An 18,486-nucleotide genomic window follows, 5' to 3' on the forward strand; every position below is an offset into this window, starting at 1 on the left:
ACGTAACGCCTTCATCTTCGTTGGATCCTAAATTTACGATTTCCAAGGAGTGGAATTCTTCGATGCTACCTAAAAACTGCTCCTCGTACTCCCGACATTCAGCCTTGCCTTTTCTTGTGCCCCGAGGCTCGGTCATGACAATATCCTTTCCGTAGTACTGGTCGAAAGCCTCTAAAAGTTTGCCTTGTTGTAATTGGTGATAAATGTCCTGTGCTTTTTCTTTATAACTCATAAATTATTGATTTAAGATTAACTAAATATACGAACATAATCGATACAATATTTGTATATACAAACGTTTAACTTTTAATTAATAAATTCTTGCGCGAACCAGGCCTTCCCAATAGCCGATGGCCTATAGTTATAGTCTATAAAAGTTCTGAAACCCGCTTTCGCAGCTCAGGTACAATATCCTCCTCGAACCAGAGGTTCTTTAGTGTCCAAAAACGGTTGACAGGCGAAGGGTGGGGAATTGGAAAATAATCCGGTAAGAAAGCGGTATAATTTCTCACGTTTTCGGTGAGGTTCTTTTTGGCGGTAGTCCCCAGATATTGGTCCTGTGCATATTTTCCGATCAAAAGGGTCAACCGAACATGTTTCAAATTCTGCCAAACCAAATCGTGCCATAAGGGCGCGCATTCGGGTCTCGGGGGCATATCTCCGGTCTTTCCCCTTCCCGGATAGCAAAATCCCATAGGTAATATCGCGAAATTATCGGGATTATAGAACTGTTCTTCGGTGACACCGAGCCATTCCCGAAGTTTTCTTCCACTGGGGTCGTCATAGGCCTTGTTTTGTGCGTGGGCTTTCCGGCCGGGGGCCTGACTGACGAGAACTATCCTAGAATTTTCAGCGGCAGCAATAATCGGTCGTGGCCCCAAAGGCAGGTGTGCCTTACAGACTTCACAATTTCTTATTTCCGAGAGTAATTTTTGCATCCCATTTCATATCGATCTCTATAGAAATAGCAAGCTATTTCCTCCCCCCAACAACCAGAACAATCTCACCCTTCGGTGGTTTTTCGGTATAATGCCATAAAACCTCCTCGGCAGTACCCCGAACCGTTTCTTCATAAAGTTTGCTCAGTTCACGGGAAACCGAAACAGGCCGGTCGGCTCCAAAATAATTCACAATATCGGCAAGGGTCTTCAGCAGTTTATAGGGGGATTCATAAAAAATTATCGTCCGCGTCTCCTCGGCCAAGAATTTCAATCGGGTCTGTCGCCCTTTTTTAGGGGGAAGAAATCCCTCGAAAACGAATTTATCGTTGGGAAGTCCGCTATTCACCAAGGCAGGTACGAAAGCGGTAGCTCCGGGAAGACAGTCCACTTCGATTTGATGTTCCACACAGGCGCGGACCAACAGAAATCCGGGGTCGGAGATGGCCGGGGTGCCCGCATCGGAAATTAGGGCCATGGTCTCCCCGGCCTGCAAGCGTTTTGTCAAGCCTTCTACCGTTTTATGCTCATTGTGCATGTGGTGGGACTGCATCGGCGTAGTAATCTCAAAATGCTGCAAAAGCTTCCCGCTGGTTCGGGTATCTTCGGCAAGAATGATATCGACTTGCTTTAAGATGCGGATGGCCCGTAAGGTCATATCCTCTAGATTGCCTATTGGGGTCGGCACTACATATAATTTTCCCATTGAATTAGTTCATACGTAAAAATAAGAAGCCGGAAATCGTTTAGCGACTTCCGGCTACATTTTTTTAGGGGAATTGAATATTTCTGGAAATCCTTACGAAAACCTCCGCTCGATCAAGTACATAAACCGTTCTTCGTATTCCTCCTTGCCCATCCAATGATTGTAATCGGGCTTTACCATATTCTCTATGAACGAAACCGAGCGTTCATGGCTGTCGATAGTGTTCAGTTGCGAAAGCACCCGGTTGTAATCTTCGGTACTACCGCTGAACAAATGCTTTACAAAAGCCAAGCGGTTGTTCAGGTCGACCTTGAGGGCCGCGTTCGTGGCCTTTTCATTTAGCGATTTGGTCCGTATATCTTTTTTAGTAGTGATATCCTTCTGGGGCATGAAAAGTTCCTTGTCGTTCTTCATGTATTCCGGTTTGCCCAAAAATTCCGCCAAAACCTCGTCTACGGGAATATCACCGGGCATTTCCGAGACCATATCCTTGATGGTGTCGATACCGGGTATCATAATGTCCTCTTCATGCGGATTGCTTTCCGGAACCGACGAGTTTTCGCTGAGTACCGCATTGGCCATCTTCTCGAATTTGGCGGCAATGACGTTTTTGGACGCATCGACTTCGATATGGTTCAATTTTTCTTCGATAAACCGCAAAACGGCCAACTTTTCGTATAAATTTTTGGCGGACTCATACAGCTCCCCGATGTTGTTCATGTCGCGCGAAGTGATGATATCGGTGGATAACTTCCGCAGTTCTTCCTTCAGCCTTTTCTTCATGTCGCAATTTTTTCTCCCGATACTTTGAATATGTATCTTGTATATAACTTTACTAATTTCAGCATCCTATAGATACTAACGAAAAACCTAGTATTTTCGTGTAAGAGACCGTTTTAAAATCTATTGATTGTTTTTTTATGTCTCTTTTTGCACATAACTTCGTTAAAATTAGTCAATAAAAAATTCAATCATAGACTTCAAAACGGTCTCTAAAATTACAAAATGTTTCTCGAAAATACTGTTAACCCCAAGGAACAATTCGGATGGATCGAGGTTATCTCCGGTTCTATGTTCTCCGGAAAGACCGAAGAGCTCATCCGCAGATTGAGGCGTGCCAAATTCGCCAAGCAAAACGTCGAAATCTTCAAACCTATTGTCGATACCCGCTATGATGGGGATAAGGTGATTTCCCACGATGCCAATGAAATCCGCTCTACCGCCGTTCCCGCTGCCGCCAACATCCGTATTTTGGGAGACACCTGTGATGTTGTGGGTATCGATGAGGCCCAATTTTTCGACGATGAGATCGTGACCGTATGCAACGATTTGGCGAACAAGGGCGTTCGGGTCGTAGTGGCGGGCCTCGATATGGATTTTAAGGGAAACCCCTTCGGCCCCATGCCCGCCCTAATGGCGACTGCGGAATATGTGACGAAAGTGCATGCTATCTGTACCCGCACCGGTAATCTCGCCAATTACAGCTTTCGGAAATCGAATAACGACGACCTCGTGCTTTTGGGGGAAACGGAATCGTATGAGCCTTTGAGCCGAGGGGCTTTTTACAAGGCGATGCTGAAGGATAGGGTGAGCCGTTTGGATGTTGATATAGAGGATGTAACCGCGAGCATAAAAAAATCGGATGTCTAAAGCGACCGAGACCGTTCTTGAGATCGACCTTCGGGCCTTGGAACACAACTATCGTTATTTAAGAGGACGACTAAGACCAGAAACCCGCTTTTTAGGCGTGGTCAAAGCCTTTGCCTACGGAAGCGAATCGATCACCATTGCCAAAAAATTGGAAGCCTTGGGGGCGGATTATCTCGCCGTTGCCTATGTAAAGGAGGGTGTGGTACTGCGGGATGCCGGCATCCGGACGCCCATTTTGGTATTGCACCCGTTACCCATCAGCTTTGATGAAATGATCGATCGCTGCTTGGAACCTAGCCTGTATTCCCCGAAAATTCTAGAGGAATTTCTGGACGCTGCTAAAAGACAGGTGCAGACAGCGTATCCCGTACACATAAAATTTAATACAGGACTCAATCGATTGGGGTTTGTAGGCAATGATGTGGATTATCTCGCCGGACAGCTGAACGGCCGAAAAGAAATTAAAGCGGTCTCCATCCTTTCCCATCTAGCAGCCTCCGAAGATCTCAATGAAAATGCATTCACGCGGAATCAGATCGAGGCTTTTGAAAAAATATCCCTTGAAATCCGTAAAAAACTGGATGCCCATCCGTTTCGGCATTTGTTGAACACTTCGGGCATTATCAATCATCCCGAAGCCCAATATGATATGGTGCGCAGCGGAATCGGCCTTTATGGGTTCGGCAACGACGCCAAAATCGATACACAACTGCGGCCCGTGGCTACCCTGAAAACCGTGATTTCACAGATCCATACTATTGCGGCCGGTGAAAGTATTGGGTATAACCGGGCCTTCGTGACCCATTCGCCTCGGGTCACAGCGACCCTGCCCATCGGCCATGCAGACGGTATCGGTAGACAATATGGCAACAGCAAGGCATATGTGACCATCCACGGAAACAAAGCGCCGATCGTTGGCAATGTCTGTATGGATATGATTATGGTAGACATTACCGAGATCAACTGTAAAGAAGGGGATGAGGTCATTGTCTTCGGGGGAAATCACACCGCGGAACAGTTCGCCAAAGGGGCCGCCACCATATCGTACGAGCTTTTAACAGGAATTTCCCAACGCGTAAAAAGGATGATTTTACCTTGATAAACCTGAATTAACGTTTCGTTGTGAAACGTTTTTTTTACTAATATTGCACTTATTAACGATTAACCATCAAAATCACAAAAATCATGTGGAAAGAATTTAAGAATTTCATTATGACCGGCAATGTCATTGATTTGGCGGTCGCGGTACTATTGGCAGGTGCCGTCGGCCTTGTCGTCAACGGATTTGTTACAGATATTATGATGCCTATCGTTGGGTATTTCACGGGAGGCGTCGACTTCTCGGACCTGTTCTTCGCTTTAGACGGAGGCAATTATGCCACGCTTGAAGCGGCCAAGGAAGTGGGCGGATCGGTTGTTGCCTGGGGTAATTGGGTCAACTCGATCATCAACTTGCTTATTGTCGGCTTTGTATTGTTCATGATTGTCAAGGCGTACAACAAAACCCGTAAGCCAAAACCTGAGCCAGCTCCGGCAGGGCCTACCACCGAAGAATTGCTAATCGAAATTCGCGATGAATTGAAAAAGCAGAAGTAATAGCATTCGTGTTCCGGTCTTGTTCGGAATGTCACCGCTACAGTACATTTTAACCCTAAACCGCAAATGGAAATTCGCAATTTCTGTTGGCGGTTTTTTTAATGAAGTAGTATTTAGAAATACCAAATCGCATCTGATTGGCAGATAGAACAAACCCCCGTTGCGGTTACTGAGACTTGTCGAAGTACAACCGCAAGGTCTGTCCCATTAAGTTCCAATTCTATCCAAAATTTAAATTTGTTACAAATTGAACATTTTGTTATATTTTTATTTTTTTCAGCAGGTAAGCTTGCTCAATACCCCATATTAAACTACATTTGCCGCTCTAAATAACCCAAGATGAAATTAGCCGTCGTAGGCGCCACCGGAATGGTTGGCGAAGTGATGTTGAAAGTATTGGCCGAGCGTAATTTTCCGATTACGGAAATGTTGCTGGTCGCTTCGGAGCGTTCCGTGGGCAAAAAGCTGTCCTACAAAGGAACGGATTATACCATTATAGGCTTGGCGGAAGCGGTCGCGGCCCGACCCAATATCGCCATCTTTTCCGCTGGCGGGGATACTTCGCTGGAGTGGGCGCCAAAATTTGCGAAGGCAGGTACGACCGTAATCGACAACTCCTCTGCATGGCGTATGGATACGGACAAGAAATTGGTGGTTCCCGAAATCAACGCGGATGCCTTGACCAAAGCCGACAAAATCATTGCTAATCCCAACTGTTCTACAATCCAACTGGTCATGGCATTGGCGCCGCTGCATAAAAAGTACAAGATGAAGCGCGTCGTCATCTCGACATACCAATCGGTATCCGGAACGGGTGTCAAGGCAGTGAAGCAACTTGAGAACGAAATGGCCGGTATACAGGGCGAAATGGCCTACCCCTATCCCATCAATCGTAACGCCCTTCCCCACTGCGATGTTTTCTTGGAAAATGGCTACACCAAAGAAGAGATGAAACTCGCCCGCGAACCACAAAAAATATTGGATGACAGAAGCTTTTCCGTCAGTGCTACTGCCGTACGGATTCCTACCTCCGGAGGGCATTCAGAATCGGTCAATGTAGAATTTCTGGAAGATTTCGACCTGAACGATATCCGTAATCTGCTGAACGACACACCCGGGGTGACGGTTCAGGACAATCCCGATACTAACACCTACCCCATGCCCCTCTACGCGCACGATAAGGACGATGTGTTTGTCGGCCGTATCCGGCGCGATGAGACCCAGCCTAATACCTTGAACATGTGGATCGTATCCGATAACCTTAGAAAGGGTGCGGCCACCAATGCGGTGCAGATTGCGGAGTATTTAATCGAAAACCGATTGGTTTAATCACCTTGGGTTCAATTCCCCGCTATTTGCTACGTTTTTCCTTTTTCAGAATTTTAGGTTAAAAGCCACCGCCCCTCCATTTCCTATTGGTATTTTTAGCACATCATAATCCATCCGAAAATGAAAAAACTAATCGTATTGGGCATTGCAGGTACACTACTTATCGCCTGCGAGACGACCGAAAAAAAAGAGACCATCGCAGTGAACTATCCCAATACCAAAAAAGTTGATTCCGTAGATACGTATTTCGACGCCAAGGTCAAAGACCCGTATCGCTGGCTAGAAGACGACCGTAGCGCAGAAACGGAGGCCTGGGTCGAAGCAGAAAATAAGGTCACGTTTGGCTATTTAGAGAAAATCCCCTTTCGAGAGGCTTTAAAAGAAAGGTTGGAAAAACTTTGGAACTACGAAAAGCTAGGGTCCCCATTTAAGGAAGGCGACTACACCTATTTCTATAAAAACGACGGACTTCAAGACCAGTTTGTCGTCTATCGACAAAAGGATGAAGCGGAGCCAGAGGTATTCTTGGACCCCAATACGTTCTCGGACGATGGTACCACCTCGCTTGCGGGACTAAGCTTCACCAAAGACGGTTCCTTGGCCGGTTACCTGATTTCCGAGGGCGGCAGCGACTGGCGCAAGGCCATCGTTCTCGATACTGAATCCATGGAAATCGTAGAGGACACCCTGACCGATATCAAGTTTAGCGGGCTGGCATGGAAAGGCAAAGAAGGATTCTATTACTCCAGCTACGACAAGCCCGAAGGCAGTGAACTTTCCGCCAAGACCGACCAACACAAGGTGTATTTCCATAAACTGGGAACGCCGCAAAAAGAAGACCGATTGGTATATGGGGAAAGGCCCGAGGAGAAACACCGTTATATCGGGGCTTCGGTCAGTGATGACCAACGCTATTTGACGCTCTCCGCAGCGACCTCTACTTCTGGAAACAAGCTTTTTATCAAAGATCTACAGGATCCGAACGGACTGCTGATTCCCATCGTATCGGATACGGAATCGGATAACTACCTCATCGATAACGTCGATTCGAAGCTTTATATTGTTACCAACAGAAACGCCCCGAACAACAAAATAATAACGGTAGATGCTGCCAAACCTACCCCAGAAAACTGGAAGGATTTCATCCCGGAAACGGAAAACGTACTTTCCCCGGGCACAGGCGGCGGCTATATTTTCACGGAATATATGGTCGATGCCGTCTCCAAAGTGATGCAGTATGATTACGAAGGCAATATGGTCCGGGAAATAAAGCTTCCGGGAGTCGGCAGCGCTTCCGGTTTTGGCGGGAAGAAAGAAGACAAGGACTTTTATTTTTCCTTCACCAATTATATTACGCCCGGCTCCTCCTATAAATATAACGTAGAGAGCGGCGAATACGATTTGTACTGGAAACCTGAAATCGACTTTAAATCCGACGATTACGAGTCAAAACAAGTTTTTTATACGTCCAAGGACGGCACGGAAATCCCCATGATCATCACCCATAAAAAGGGACTCGAGCTGAACGGTAAGAACCCGACCATCCTATATGCCTATGGAGGGTTTAACATCAGTATTACCCCCTCTTTCAGTATAGCCAACACCGTTTGGATGGAACAAGGCGGTATCTATGCGGTGCCGAACATCCGCGGGGGTGGCGAATACGGTAAAAAATGGCACGAAGCGGGTATCAAAATGAAGAAACAGAACGTTTTCGATGATTTTATAGCGGCAGCGGAATACCTTATCGACAGTAAATACACGGCTTCCGACTATTTGGCCGTTCGTGGTGGCAGCAACGGCGGACTTTTGGTCGGTGCGGCCATGACACAGCGCCCCGATTTGATGCAGGTGGCACTTCCGGCGGTGGGCGTCATGGACATGCTGCGCTACCATACTTTTACTGCCGGTGCGGGATGGGCCTATGATTTCGGTACGGCCGAGGACAGTAAAGAAATGTTCGACTACCTTAAAGGCTACTCGCCCGTACACAATATCAGGGAAGGTACCGAGTATCCGGCAACCTTGATAACCACCGGTGATCACGATGACCGGGTCGTACCTGCCCACAGCTTTAAGTTCGCGGCCGAATTGCAGGAAAAACAAGCTGGGGACAATCCCACCCTTATCCGTATTGAGACCAATGCCGGTCACGGTGCCGGAACTCCGGTAAGCAAAACCATCGGGCAGTACGCCGATATCTTCGGCTTCACATTTTACAATATGGGGTTCCGCGAACTGCCGAATCAAAAGGTATTGAAAGAGTTCAAAGAATAATCTTTTGGACATCAAAATTTTTAATGGAAATCCGTTTCTTGTAAAGCCGGATTTTTAACAGTTCACCGAACACATCAGTATGCTACATATTGACCATGTTTCCTTTGCCTACGATAACGATATTCCCGTATTGGAGAATATCAACCTCAAAGTGGCCAAAGGTGAGCACATATCGATAATCGGCGAAAGCGGTTGTGGCAAAAGCACGCTGCTAAAGATTATCTATGGCCTGCTGCAGATCAAGATTGGTGAGGTATACTGGAACGATACCCAAGTACTCGGGCCCCTGCACAATTTGGTGCCCGGAGAGCCTTATATGAAATATCTTTCCCAAGATTTTGACCTGATGCCCTACACTACGGTCGAGGAGAACATCAGTGAATTTCTGTCCGTTTTTGAGCCCGAGGAAATGAAGGCCCGTAGTTTTGAACTGTTGGAGATGCTCGAAATGACAGATTTCGCCGATACCAAGGTCAGGTATCTCAGCGGCGGCCAACAGCAAAGGGTAGCACTTGCCCGCGTGCTTGCCCAAGAACCGGAAGTCTTGTTGTTGGACGAACCTTTTAGCCACATCGATAACTTCCGGAAGAACGAACTACGGCGAAACCTTTTCGGATATCTGAAACGCAAGAAAATAACCGTGTTGACCGCCACCCACGACCATAACGATATGCTGCCTTTTGCCGACCGGGTCGTCGTGCTAAGAAATCGTTATATTATCGCCGAGGATACGCCGGAAAATCTTTATGAACACCCTAAAGATCTTTATATCGCCTCATTGTTCGGCGAGGCCAACAAAATTCCCATCAACATTGTAAAATCATATGCCGATACCAAACGACGCATTATCGTATACGCACATGAATTCAAGGTCTCTGGCCGATCGGGACTCGAAGTTGTTGTAAAAGGAACTTACTACATGGGGAATTACTTTATGATTGTCGGTATTTATGAAGGACAGGATATTTACTTTCACCACCACACACCCTTTGAAAGTGGCAAGGTGGTTTTTCTGAATATTTCCATCGAGACCATCAACCAAAGGATGGCCGACACCTTGTAATGCATAAAACGATAGCCATACAAGAATTGGATTTTAAGGCGGTCAGGAGTGGCGGTGCTGGCGGACAGCACGTCAATAAAGTTTCTACAAAGGTCGAGCTTAGTTTTAACATCGAAAAGTCCAAAGCCCTTTCCGCCAATGAAAAGGAGCGCTGCTACCAAAAACTCGGTAGCAAGCTGACCAAAGAAAACATACTGCTTTTATCCTGTGACGAGACCCGAAGCCAGCACCGGAACAAAGACCTGGTCATCAAACGGTTTTTGGAAACGTTGCGAACGGGGCTACGGGTACCCAAAAAACGCCGAAAGACCAAACCCAAAAAGTCTGCGATCGAAAAGCGGTTGAAATCGAAGAAGAAAAATGCGGAAAAAAAGGCAAGACGGCAGCCGCCGGATATGCGATAAGTCCCAGTCAAAAATCAAACTTCAACTGTACCGAAACCGTTTCTTCCTTTTGTTTCGCCTTTACATCCCCAGTATTCAGATTGGCCAACGAAATGCCCAACAATCGAACTGAATTCTGAAGTTCTTCTTGATACAAAAGCTCCTTTGCCGTTTCCAGAATCAGATGTTTATCTGCTATAAAATAGGATAATGTTTTGCTGCGGGTGTTCAGCGTAAAGTCGCTGTACTTAATTTTCAGGGTCACGGTCTTCCCGGCAATGTTCGATTTTTTAAGTCGGCGCTCCAGTTCTTCGGCGATATGTTCCAGGCGTTCGAGCATAAAGATCTCGCTGCTCAGGTTTTCGCTGAACGTACGCTCCGCCCCTACCGATTTCGGAATGCGATGCGGCTTTACTTCACTATGGTGTATCCCACGAACGACGTGGTAGTAGTAACTGCCGCTTTTTCCGAAGTTGTCCTCCAAAAACTCCAGCGATTTTTGCTTTAGATCTCTCCCGGTAAAAATGCCCAGGCCGTACATCTTTTCGGACGTGACCTTTCCAACACCATAAAATTTTCGGATTTCCAGCGCCTCCAAAAACTGAAGCACCTCTTCGGGATTAACGGTTTTTTGTCCGTTCGGTTTGTTGATGTCACTGGCGACCTTGGCAATAAACTTGTTGATGGAGATACCAGCGGATGCATTTAGTCCCGTTTCCTCAAAAATCCTTTGTCGGATCTCCTTGGCGATCAAAGTCGCCGATGGGTTTCCTTTTTTGTTCACGGTGACATCCAGATAGGCCTCGTCCAAAGAAAGTGTTTCGACAAGGTCGGTATACTCGTGAAATACTTTTCGGATCTTCTTTGAGATTTCCTTGTACCTATCGAATCGAGCTTTAACGAAAATAAGTTCGGGGCAATTCCGTTTGGCCAATACACTGCTCATAGCGCTTCGAACCCCGAACTTTCTGGCCTCATAGCTTGCCGCTGCCACCACCCCACGCTGCGAGCTGCCGCCGACAGCGATGGGCTTTCCCAGAAGCTCAGGGTTATCCAGTTGCTCCACGGAGGCGTAAAAGGCATCCATATCGACGTGGATGATCTTTCGCATTATAAAATCGTCGGCCATATACAAATTTAAGACTTATCTTAGGCTTCGGAGTCAACGTTACAGACCTTTTTAGTACGAAGATATGATTGAAATCGAACGCAAATTTTTAGTCACCTCCGAAACATTTAAAACGGAAGCCAAAGTGAATCAAAGAATCGTACAGGGCTTTTTAAATACGCATCCAGAGCGTACCGTTCGTGTGCGTATCCAAGGGAATTACGGTTTCTTGACAGTTAAGGGGAAATCGAACAGAACAGGTACCACAAGATTCGAATGGGAAAAAGATATCCCTGTAGAAGAGGCAGAAATGCTTTTGGAAATCTGCGAACCGGGCATTATCGAAAAAAGGCGCTACCTGATCGAAAAAGGAAAGCATCTTTTCGAGGTTGACGTATTCGATGGCGTGAACCAGGGATTGACCCTTGCCGAAATCGAGCTCCAAAATGAAAACGAGCCTTTCGACAGGCCCGATTGGCTCGGGGAGGAGGTTACCGGAAATGCCAAGTATTACAATTCACAATTGAGTAAGCATCCATTCTCACAGTGGGGCCAACGTTAACCACGTCACCCCGACACAACATTGTGGAGTCTGGGTTTTGGGATTTGGGGTTTTTATTCCTGCCATCCGCCCCCGACCGCTTCGTACAAGTTGACCATGGACTGCAACTGGCTGAATTTCGCATCGATAAGGTCGAGATTCGAACCTAAGGCATTTTCCCGTGCGTTGAGCACCTCCAAATAGTTTGCCAGACCGTTGTTCAGCAGCTGCTCGGAGTACTCGGTCGCGATGGAATAGGCTTCAAATTCTTTATTCTTGATCTCGATTTTTTCGGTAGACGCCCCGTAACTGTATAGCGCGTCGGACACCTCTTTACTTGCCGTCAAGATAGCCCGCCGAAAGTTTAATCGGGCCTCTTCCTGTTGCGCCTGTGAGACTTCGTACTGGGTACGAATCGTTCTACCATTGAAAATAGGCTGTGTAAGGCTAGACATGATGTTGGCAAAAAGGGAGGTAGAATCAAAAAGCTGGCTAAAATCAAGACTTTGCAATCCGCCCGTTGCGCTTAGGGTCAGGGACGGATAAAAATTGCTGCGTGCCACATTGGTCAATTCGAAGGCATTTACAAGATCGTATTCCGCGGCAATGACATCGGGGCGGTTTCGTAACAACTGAATCGGAACGCCGACGTTCAGGTCCGTCGTGATTTCCTGTTTTTCAAGCGAGGTGCGCTGAATGTCGCCGGGCTCCCTACCGAGTAGAATGGAAAGGGTGTTTTCGACCAGACGGGTCTGGTTGGTCAGATCAATCAGGATACCCTGCGCCGTGTAAAACTGTGCTTCGGTCTGCTTTACGGCCACCGCAGTGACGTTTCCTGCTTCTTTAAGGGCCTGGGTAGTTTCGAGCGAGTTTTTACGGGTCCTAACGGTTTCTTCGGTGATTCGCACCTGTTCATCCAATGACAACAGCTGATAATATAGGGTCGCGATATTGGCGATCAAATCGGTCTTAACGGCCTGGTGTGCCGCTACACTCTGCAAGTAACCGGCCTGAAAGGCCCTTTTATTGCTGCGGATCTTTCCCCAGATATCGGCCTCCCATGAGAGTCCGCCACTTATCTGGTACTGGTCCAACGACGGAAACATGGCTCCGAACTGGCTGTTGCCCGAAAGTTCTTGATGGGTGTATTGGGCGGAACCTTGCAAAGTAGGCAGAAAGCCGGCCCTGCCCTGTTTGACATAGGCCTCTGCCGCCAAAATACGCTGTAGGGCGATGCGGATATCGATATTTTCTACCAAGCCTTCCGTGATATGACCTTGTAGGGTGGTATCCGTGAACAATTCCTTCCAGGAGACCGTGGCCATGGTCATACTGTCCTGGGGCAGGTTATCCGTTCGGAAACCAGCCTCGTCGACCACTTCCGGCCGTTCATAATTCTTGGCGGCAAAACAGGAAATTAGAAATATCGGCACCACCATCAAAAGTAGCCAAGGATACATTCTTGATATTTTCATTCTATGCGTTTTGTTCAGTGTTCTCAATTTGTTTTTGGGAAGGATTGCCGGAAATCTTTTCCTGTAGCCATTGGAAGAGGATAAAGAGGATGGGAATAACAAATACGCCCAATACCGTACCGATTAGCAGGCCACCGACCGCGCCCGTACCGATGGATCGGTTTCCCTTGGCACCCACGCCACTGGCCAGCACCAGGGGCATCAGTCCAAGGATAAAGGCAAAGGAGGTCATGAGGATGGGCCTAAGCCTAGCTTCCGCCCCATTTACGGCAGCATCTAAAATCGATTCGCCCCTCCGTCTTCGCTGTAGCGCGAACTCCACGATCAAGATAGCGTTTTTGGCCAATAGCCCCAGCAACATGATCAATGCGATCTGAAAATAGATGTTGTTCTGCAAGCCGGTCAGTTGGGTGGTAATGTAAGCCCCAAAAACACCCAGGGGCAAGGAAAGCAGTATGGAAAAGGGTAACAGATAGCTTTCATATTGCGCCGCCAACAAAAAATAGACGAACAAGATCGACAACATAAATATCGTGGTCGTCTGGTTGCCGGCGTTCACCTCTTCGCGGGTAAGCCCGGAATAGGCGGTTGTGTAATTGCCGGGCAGCTCTTCGGCCACTTCCTGCACGGCCTTGATCGCGTCACCGGAACTGAACCCCGGATTGGGCGCGGCGGTAACGGTGGTCGAGTTGAACAGATTGAACCGGGTCACCGATTGCGGCCCGTATACCCTCTTTAGTTCTAAAAACTCGGTTATTGGCGTCATTTCGCCGCTGTCGGTACGCACGTACAGCTGGTCGAGGTCTGATTTGTCGGCGCGGTCTTCGGGCAATGCCTGCACATAAACACGGTACTGTTTACCGAAACGGGAAAAATCCGTTGCAAAAATACTGCCTATATATCCCTGAAGCGTTGAAAAGATACTGTTTATCGAAACCCCTAATTCTTTGGCACGGGGTACGTTGAGCTCTATCTCGTACTGCGGATATTTGGTGTTGAAGGATGATTGGGCATATTGGATTTCGGGGCGTTGGTCCAACTTTCCGATAAACTCTTGATTGGTTTCGTCGAGTTCGTTAAAAGTGCCCCCGGAACGGTCGAGCAAGTTCACCTCCACACCCGCAGAACTTCCGAAACCGGGTATACTGGGCGGTGCGAAGAATACGATGTTCGCTTCGGGAATCTGGGCGGCCACCCCGAACATCTTGTCCGTAATGGTTTCGATGGAGAGGGAATCCGCATCACGCTCGTCCCAATCTTCCAATCGCATAAATCCAAGCCCGAAATTACTGCCTGCACCTCCTAAAAAACTTCTGCCCTCGACCACCGTACCGGCTTGGACACCGGGTATTTTTATTAGGCCTTCATAAAGTTCTTGGTTCACTTGGTGGGTCCGGTCTATGGATGACCCGGGGGGGAGCTCGACATTCAAGAAGATGATGCCCCGGTCCTCATCGGGCACAAAACCGGTCTTCAAGGTAGATGCGGACCACCAAATGCCGACTCCCGCCAAAATCAGGATAACTGCGGTAATCCATTTGTTCCGGTACAGAAAATGCACCGATTTGCCATACTTTTTTACCGTTGCGCCGAAGCCCCGGTTGAATCCGTCAAAAAAGCGCTGGACGAATCCTGGTTTTTTTCCCTTTTTGTTTTCCTTTTCGTCATGTCCCTTTAAAAACAGGGCACAGAGCGCGGGACTCAAGGTAAGGGCGTTCACTGCCGAAATTGCGATAGCCACGATCAGGGTGACCCCGAACTGCTCATAAAATACCCCGGTAGGCCCCTGCACGAATGTGACGGGTATAAAAACGGCCGCCATTACAAGTGTTATCGAAATAATGGCCCCCGAAATTTCGTGCATCGCGTCAAGACTTGCCTTTTTTGGATTTTCTTCGCCGGCATCGATTTTCGCATGTACGGCCTCCACGACCACGATGGCATCATCTACCACGATACCGATGGCCAGGACCAAGGCAAAAAGGGTCAACAGGTTGATGGAGTAACCGAAGAGGTTCAAAAAGAAAAACGTTCCGATTATGGATACGGGTACGGCAATGGCAGGAATAAGAGTGGATCGAAAATCCTGTAAAAAAATAAAGACCACCAAAAACACCAACAAAAAGGCCTCCACAAGCGTAGTGACCACCTTTTCGATGGAAGCGTTCAGGAAATTGTTCGTATCATAGGGGATGAAAATATCCATGCCATCGGGCAATTCCTCCCTGACATTGTCCAGTACCTGCTTTACCTCATCGATAATTTCACGGGCATTGGATCCCTTGGTCTGATAGATACCCATACTTACTGCGGGAAATCCTTTGGTCACCGAACTGGCGGAATACGATTGGGCGCCCAGCTCGATGTCGGCGACATCGCTGAGCCTTAAAAAATCGCCGTTGCCCAAGGCCTTGATTACGATATCGCTATATTGGGCCTCGGTCTTGAACCTGCCCCCGTACTTAATGGTGTACGAAAAGGCCTCGCCGTTGTTTTCCCCAAGGGAGCCCGCGGCCGCCTCTAGGCTCTGTTCGTTCAGGGCCGCAGTAACGTCTGTGGGAATCAGGTTATAGGCGGCCAATTTTTCGGGCTTGAGCCAAATGCGCATGGCGTAGTCCTTCCCTCCGAAAACGTTGACGTTGCCCACTCCGTTGACCCGCTGTATCTCAGGTATTACGTTGATCTTTAGGTAATTTTGGATGAAAGTGTCGTCATAATCCTCGTTGCTACTATAAACGGACAAAAACATCAGCGCACTGCTCTGCTGCTTTTGTGTGGTGACCCCCGTCTGAAGTACGGCCTGTGGTAAAAGGGGATTGGCACGCGCCACCCGGTTCTGTACGTTTACCGCGGCAATATCGGGATCTACTTCCTGATCGAAAAAAACCTGGATTGTAGCGGTACCGCTATTGGTGGCCGTTGAGGTAATATAGGTCATCCCTTCAACCCCGTTGATTTGTTCCTCCAGGGGAATGACCACACTTTCCAAGATCGTTTCCGCATTGGCACCCGGGTAGGTCGCACTTACCTGAATGGTCGGCGGCGCAATATCTGGGTATTGGGTAATCGGCAAGGTCGTCACCCCTAAAATACCTAGAATAACGATGATGATTGATATTACCGTGGAGAGTACGGGCCGTTCTATAAATGTTTTTAGCATAGTGTTCTATTTCTACGATAGTTACCGGAATACTTGGTCTATAGGCTTGGCGATACTGTCGAAAGGGGTTTCTTGTGGGTTGATCTTGGTCTCCCCACTAAGTTTGGCCACGCCCTTTCCTACAATACGATCATCCTTTTTTAGGCCCGAACTAACGACATACAGATTGTCTACCTCTTTTTCGACATCTATTTGGGCGGCGGTCGCCATACTGTCTTGGCCGACCTTGTACACATAGGTACTTCCTTGGCGTTCGAAAGTTGCCGTTTTGGGCACGACAACGGCATCCTCATAGATTTTGGGCACCTTGATCTTGCCACTGTTGCCGTTGGTCAGCAACCGGTCGGGATTATCAAAAACCGCCCGGAACGAAACGGCTCCCGTTGTCGAACTTACCTGCGAATTGATTGTTTCTATGGTGCCTTCCTCTTCATATTCGCTACCATCCGGCAGAACCAATTGTACCTTGGGCAGGTTTTTTATGATTTCTGAAATACCCTCGCCCTCGGCGTTCCGCAAAAAGGAGATATAATCCCTTTCGTTCATCGAAAAATAGGCATATACCCTACTGATATCGGAAACCGTGGTCAAAGGGGTTTGATTGCCCGGGCTGACCAACGAACCCTTGCGAAGCCGTATCTCGCCGACATATCCGTCAACGGGACTCTTGATATTGGCATAGCCGATATTGGCGGCGATACTGCTGTAATTACTTTTGGCCTGCTGCAATTGCGCTTTAGCGGTCTCTATCTGTACCTCGCTGATGATGTTTTTTTCGACCAAGGGCTTTAGTTTATCCACCTCTACCTGGGCGGCGTTCACGTTGGCCTCTGCCGCCGCGGCATCTTGGTTCAGCGACTGGGTCTCGAGCTTGAAAAGGGTCTGCCCCCTGCGTACCTTTTGGCCCTCATCGACGAGTACCTGAGTGATATAGCCGCTGACCTTAGCCCTGACCTCACTGTTCACGATGCCCTCTATACTGGACGGGTACGTAGTAAAGGCGGTTACGGTTTTTAAGGGAATCTCGGTGACGGAAAAATAGGGGGTCTGTTGTTTTTGTCCCGCACCACCCGATTTCTGTTCCCCATTGCCGTTTCCGCATCCCGTTAAACATAAGATGCTTACCAGAAATAACGTGTGATAGGAGTGTATGGATTTTTTCATTTCAATTCAAGATTAATCGTTTTTGGCCTCGTCAGTATGATGTTTACGTATTTCTTCTATTGACACAACGACCTAAACAGGTGCCGCAAAATCGAGTTTAAACCATAAAATTACGATGGGTAGGGTAACCCACCGAGCCGTTAAAGTTAATTGATCGTTAAGGGCGTGAAGAATGGTCACTTTGCCAAAATACCATCCCTTTCAATGATAGGTATGGGTTTAATAGCACTCTGTTTGACTGAATTCTTAGGGAATACAAACCGCCTTTCATAGAGTTTGTTCCCTGCAAAGAAAGTAACGAAGAATTCATTGTTCAGGCCAAGTACATCCTCTTGTACCAATTCTATCCTTTTGAAGGATTTCGGCCCTACAGACCCAATTCCGTGGCGCATGGTCGAGGTTTTTCGATCCGCTTCAAAACCCTTGGAGACTACCAGTACCATTTCAATGGGTGTGCTTCTGCCGTTGATGATATAGGCATTCCAATCCTTTGAAAGAAATTCATCGTTCCATTCATGTATGATGGCCACATGAACGTCTTTGGCAATCGGTATTTCGATATCTTTTTTCATGATCTTTCCTTGCCCCCATCCTATAAAAGAGAACAAAATTTTTACTGGTTACTATAGGAATTCCCAAACTTTCGTAGTTAAAATGGATTTACAATGCACTCCTGAATTGCTCCAAAAACCGGACATCGTTCTCGCTCAATAGGCGGATATCGGAAATCTGGTGCAGCAAAAGGGCGATTCTATCGATGCCCATTCCGAAGGCAAAACCCGAATATTCCTTTGAATCGATACCGCAGTTGTCCAACACATTGGGGTCTACCATCCCGCAGCCCATAATCTCTAACCATCCGGTACCCTTGGTCATGCGGTAATCGGTCTCGGTCTCCAAACCCCAATAGACATCGACCTCTGCACTGGGTTCTGTAAATGGGAAATAGGATGGGCGTAATCGAATCTTGGATTTCCCAAAAAGTTCTGTGGTAAAAAACTGTAGCGTCTGTTTCAGGTCGGCAAAGGATACGTCCTTATCGATATATAACCCTTCCACTTGATGGAAGAAGCAGTGCGAGCGCGCCGAGATGGCC

The 18,486-nt window shown here is 47.6% G+C and carries 17 protein-coding genes and 1 pseudogene; 8 read left to right on the top strand and 10 right to left on the bottom strand.

Features of this window, described 5'->3' with window-relative positions; genetic code table 11:
* The 4 genes from ACEW8S_RS16665 to ACEW8S_RS16680 all read right to left on the bottom strand — a co-directional run.
* Window positions 1-232 (bottom strand): nuclear transport factor 2 family protein (locus tag ACEW8S_RS16665; protein WP_373519249.1); only part of this gene is annotated, 232 nt, incomplete at its 3' end.
* Between the two features lie 136 nt (window positions 233-368).
* Window positions 369-938, bottom strand: a complete 570-nt coding sequence (locus tag ACEW8S_RS16670) for a uracil-DNA glycosylase family protein (RefSeq protein WP_373519250.1) — start codon at window positions 936-938, stop codon at window positions 369-371.
* A gap of 34 nt (window positions 939-972) precedes the next feature.
* Window positions 973-1,644: a 16S rRNA (cytidine(1402)-2'-O)-methyltransferase gene (gene rsmI / locus ACEW8S_RS16675; protein WP_373519251.1), complete on the bottom strand. Its 672-nt coding sequence runs from the start codon at window positions 1,642-1,644 to the stop codon at window positions 973-975.
* Between the two features lie 93 nt (window positions 1,645-1,737).
* On the bottom strand, window positions 1,738-2,427 hold the full coding sequence (locus ACEW8S_RS16680; RefSeq protein WP_373519252.1) for a hypothetical protein: 690 nt from the start codon (window positions 2,425-2,427) through the stop codon (window positions 1,738-1,740).
* Window positions 2,428-2,649: 222 nt separating this feature from the next.
* Here ACEW8S_RS16680 and ACEW8S_RS16685 point away from each other — a divergent pair, with 222 nt between their 5' ends.
* The 7 genes from ACEW8S_RS16685 to arfB all read left to right on the top strand — a co-directional run bounded on the left by ACEW8S_RS16685 (window position 2,650) and on the right by arfB (window position 9,963).
* Entirely contained in the window at window positions 2,650-3,294 is a 645-nt protein-coding gene (locus ACEW8S_RS16685) for a thymidine kinase (protein WP_373519253.1), read from the top strand.
* The gene (alr, locus tag ACEW8S_RS16690; protein ID WP_373519254.1) at window positions 3,287-4,393 is read left to right on the top strand and encodes an alanine racemase; all 1,107 of its coding nucleotides are present in this window, start codon (window positions 3,287-3,289) and stop codon (window positions 4,391-4,393) included. Before ACEW8S_RS16685 ends, alr begins: the two co-directional genes overlap by 8 nt.
* 86 nt (window positions 4,394-4,479) lie before the next feature.
* Window positions 4,480-4,890, top strand: a complete 411-nt coding sequence (mscL, locus tag ACEW8S_RS16695; protein WP_373519255.1) for a large conductance mechanosensitive channel protein MscL — start codon at window positions 4,480-4,482, stop codon at window positions 4,888-4,890.
* A 339-nt stretch (window positions 4,891-5,229) separates the two neighbouring features.
* A complete protein-coding gene (locus tag ACEW8S_RS16700) occupies window positions 5,230-6,219 on the top strand; it encodes an aspartate-semialdehyde dehydrogenase (RefSeq protein ID WP_373519256.1) in 990 nt (329 codons plus the stop codon).
* Window positions 6,220-6,339: 120 nt separating this feature from the next.
* Window positions 6,340-8,496 (top strand): prolyl oligopeptidase family protein, encoded by a 2,157-nt coding sequence (locus tag ACEW8S_RS16705; RefSeq protein ID WP_373519257.1) that lies wholly within the window; start codon window positions 6,340-6,342, stop codon window positions 8,494-8,496.
* Window positions 8,497-8,575: 79 nt separating this feature from the next.
* Window positions 8,576-9,559 carry an ABC transporter ATP-binding protein gene (locus ACEW8S_RS16710; RefSeq protein WP_373519258.1) on the top strand — a complete coding sequence of 328 codons (984 nt, stop codon included), beginning with the start codon at window positions 8,576-8,578 and terminating at the stop codon, window positions 9,557-9,559.
* The gene (gene arfB, locus ACEW8S_RS16715; protein ID WP_373519259.1) at window positions 9,559-9,963 is read left to right on the top strand and encodes an alternative ribosome rescue aminoacyl-tRNA hydrolase ArfB; all 405 of its coding nucleotides are present in this window, start codon (window positions 9,559-9,561) and stop codon (window positions 9,961-9,963) included. Before ACEW8S_RS16710 ends, arfB begins: the two co-directional genes overlap by 1 nt.
* Window positions 9,964-9,970: 7 nt before the next feature.
* Here arfB and dinB read toward each other — a convergent pair whose 3' ends face one another.
* Entirely contained in the window at window positions 9,971-11,071 is a 1,101-nt protein-coding gene (dinB, locus tag ACEW8S_RS16720) for a DNA polymerase IV (protein ID WP_373519260.1), read from the bottom strand.
* A gap of 64 nt (window positions 11,072-11,135) precedes the next feature.
* On the opposite strand from dinB, the gene ACEW8S_RS16725 reads away from it, so the two are divergent.
* Window positions 11,136-11,612: a CYTH domain-containing protein gene (locus tag ACEW8S_RS16725; protein WP_373519261.1), complete on the top strand. Its 477-nt coding sequence runs from the start codon at window positions 11,136-11,138 to the stop codon at window positions 11,610-11,612.
* A gap of 53 nt (window positions 11,613-11,665) precedes the next feature.
* On the opposite strand, the gene ACEW8S_RS16730 is transcribed toward ACEW8S_RS16725, so the two are convergent.
* The 5 genes and pseudogenes from ACEW8S_RS16730 to ACEW8S_RS16750 form a co-directional block, all read right to left on the bottom strand.
* The gene (locus ACEW8S_RS16730) at window positions 11,666-13,066 is read right to left on the bottom strand and encodes an efflux transporter outer membrane subunit (RefSeq protein ID WP_373519262.1); all 1,401 of its coding nucleotides are present in this window, start codon (window positions 13,064-13,066) and stop codon (window positions 11,666-11,668) included.
* A gap of 1 nt (window position 13,067) precedes the next feature.
* Window positions 13,068-16,226 (bottom strand): efflux RND transporter permease subunit, encoded by a 3,159-nt coding sequence (locus ACEW8S_RS16735; RefSeq protein ID WP_373519263.1) that lies wholly within the window; start codon window positions 16,224-16,226, stop codon window positions 13,068-13,070.
* A 21-nt stretch (window positions 16,227-16,247) separates the two neighbouring features.
* Window positions 16,248-17,390 carry an efflux RND transporter periplasmic adaptor subunit gene (locus tag ACEW8S_RS16740; protein ID WP_373519264.1) on the bottom strand — a complete coding sequence of 381 codons (1,143 nt, stop codon included), beginning with the start codon at window positions 17,388-17,390 and terminating at the stop codon, window positions 16,248-16,250.
* A gap of 176 nt (window positions 17,391-17,566) precedes the next feature.
* The gene (locus ACEW8S_RS16745; protein WP_373519265.1) at window positions 17,567-17,962 is read right to left on the bottom strand and encodes a hypothetical protein; all 396 of its coding nucleotides are present in this window, start codon (window positions 17,960-17,962) and stop codon (window positions 17,567-17,569) included.
* An 88-nt stretch (window positions 17,963-18,050) separates the two neighbouring features.
* Window positions 18,051-18,486, bottom strand: a pseudogene (locus tag ACEW8S_RS16750) (phenylalanine--tRNA ligase subunit alpha); the annotation flags it as partial.

The sequence above is a fragment of the Pricia sp. genome, from assembly GCF_041745955.1.
Lineage (GTDB): Bacteria > Bacteroidota > Bacteroidia > Flavobacteriales > Flavobacteriaceae > Pricia.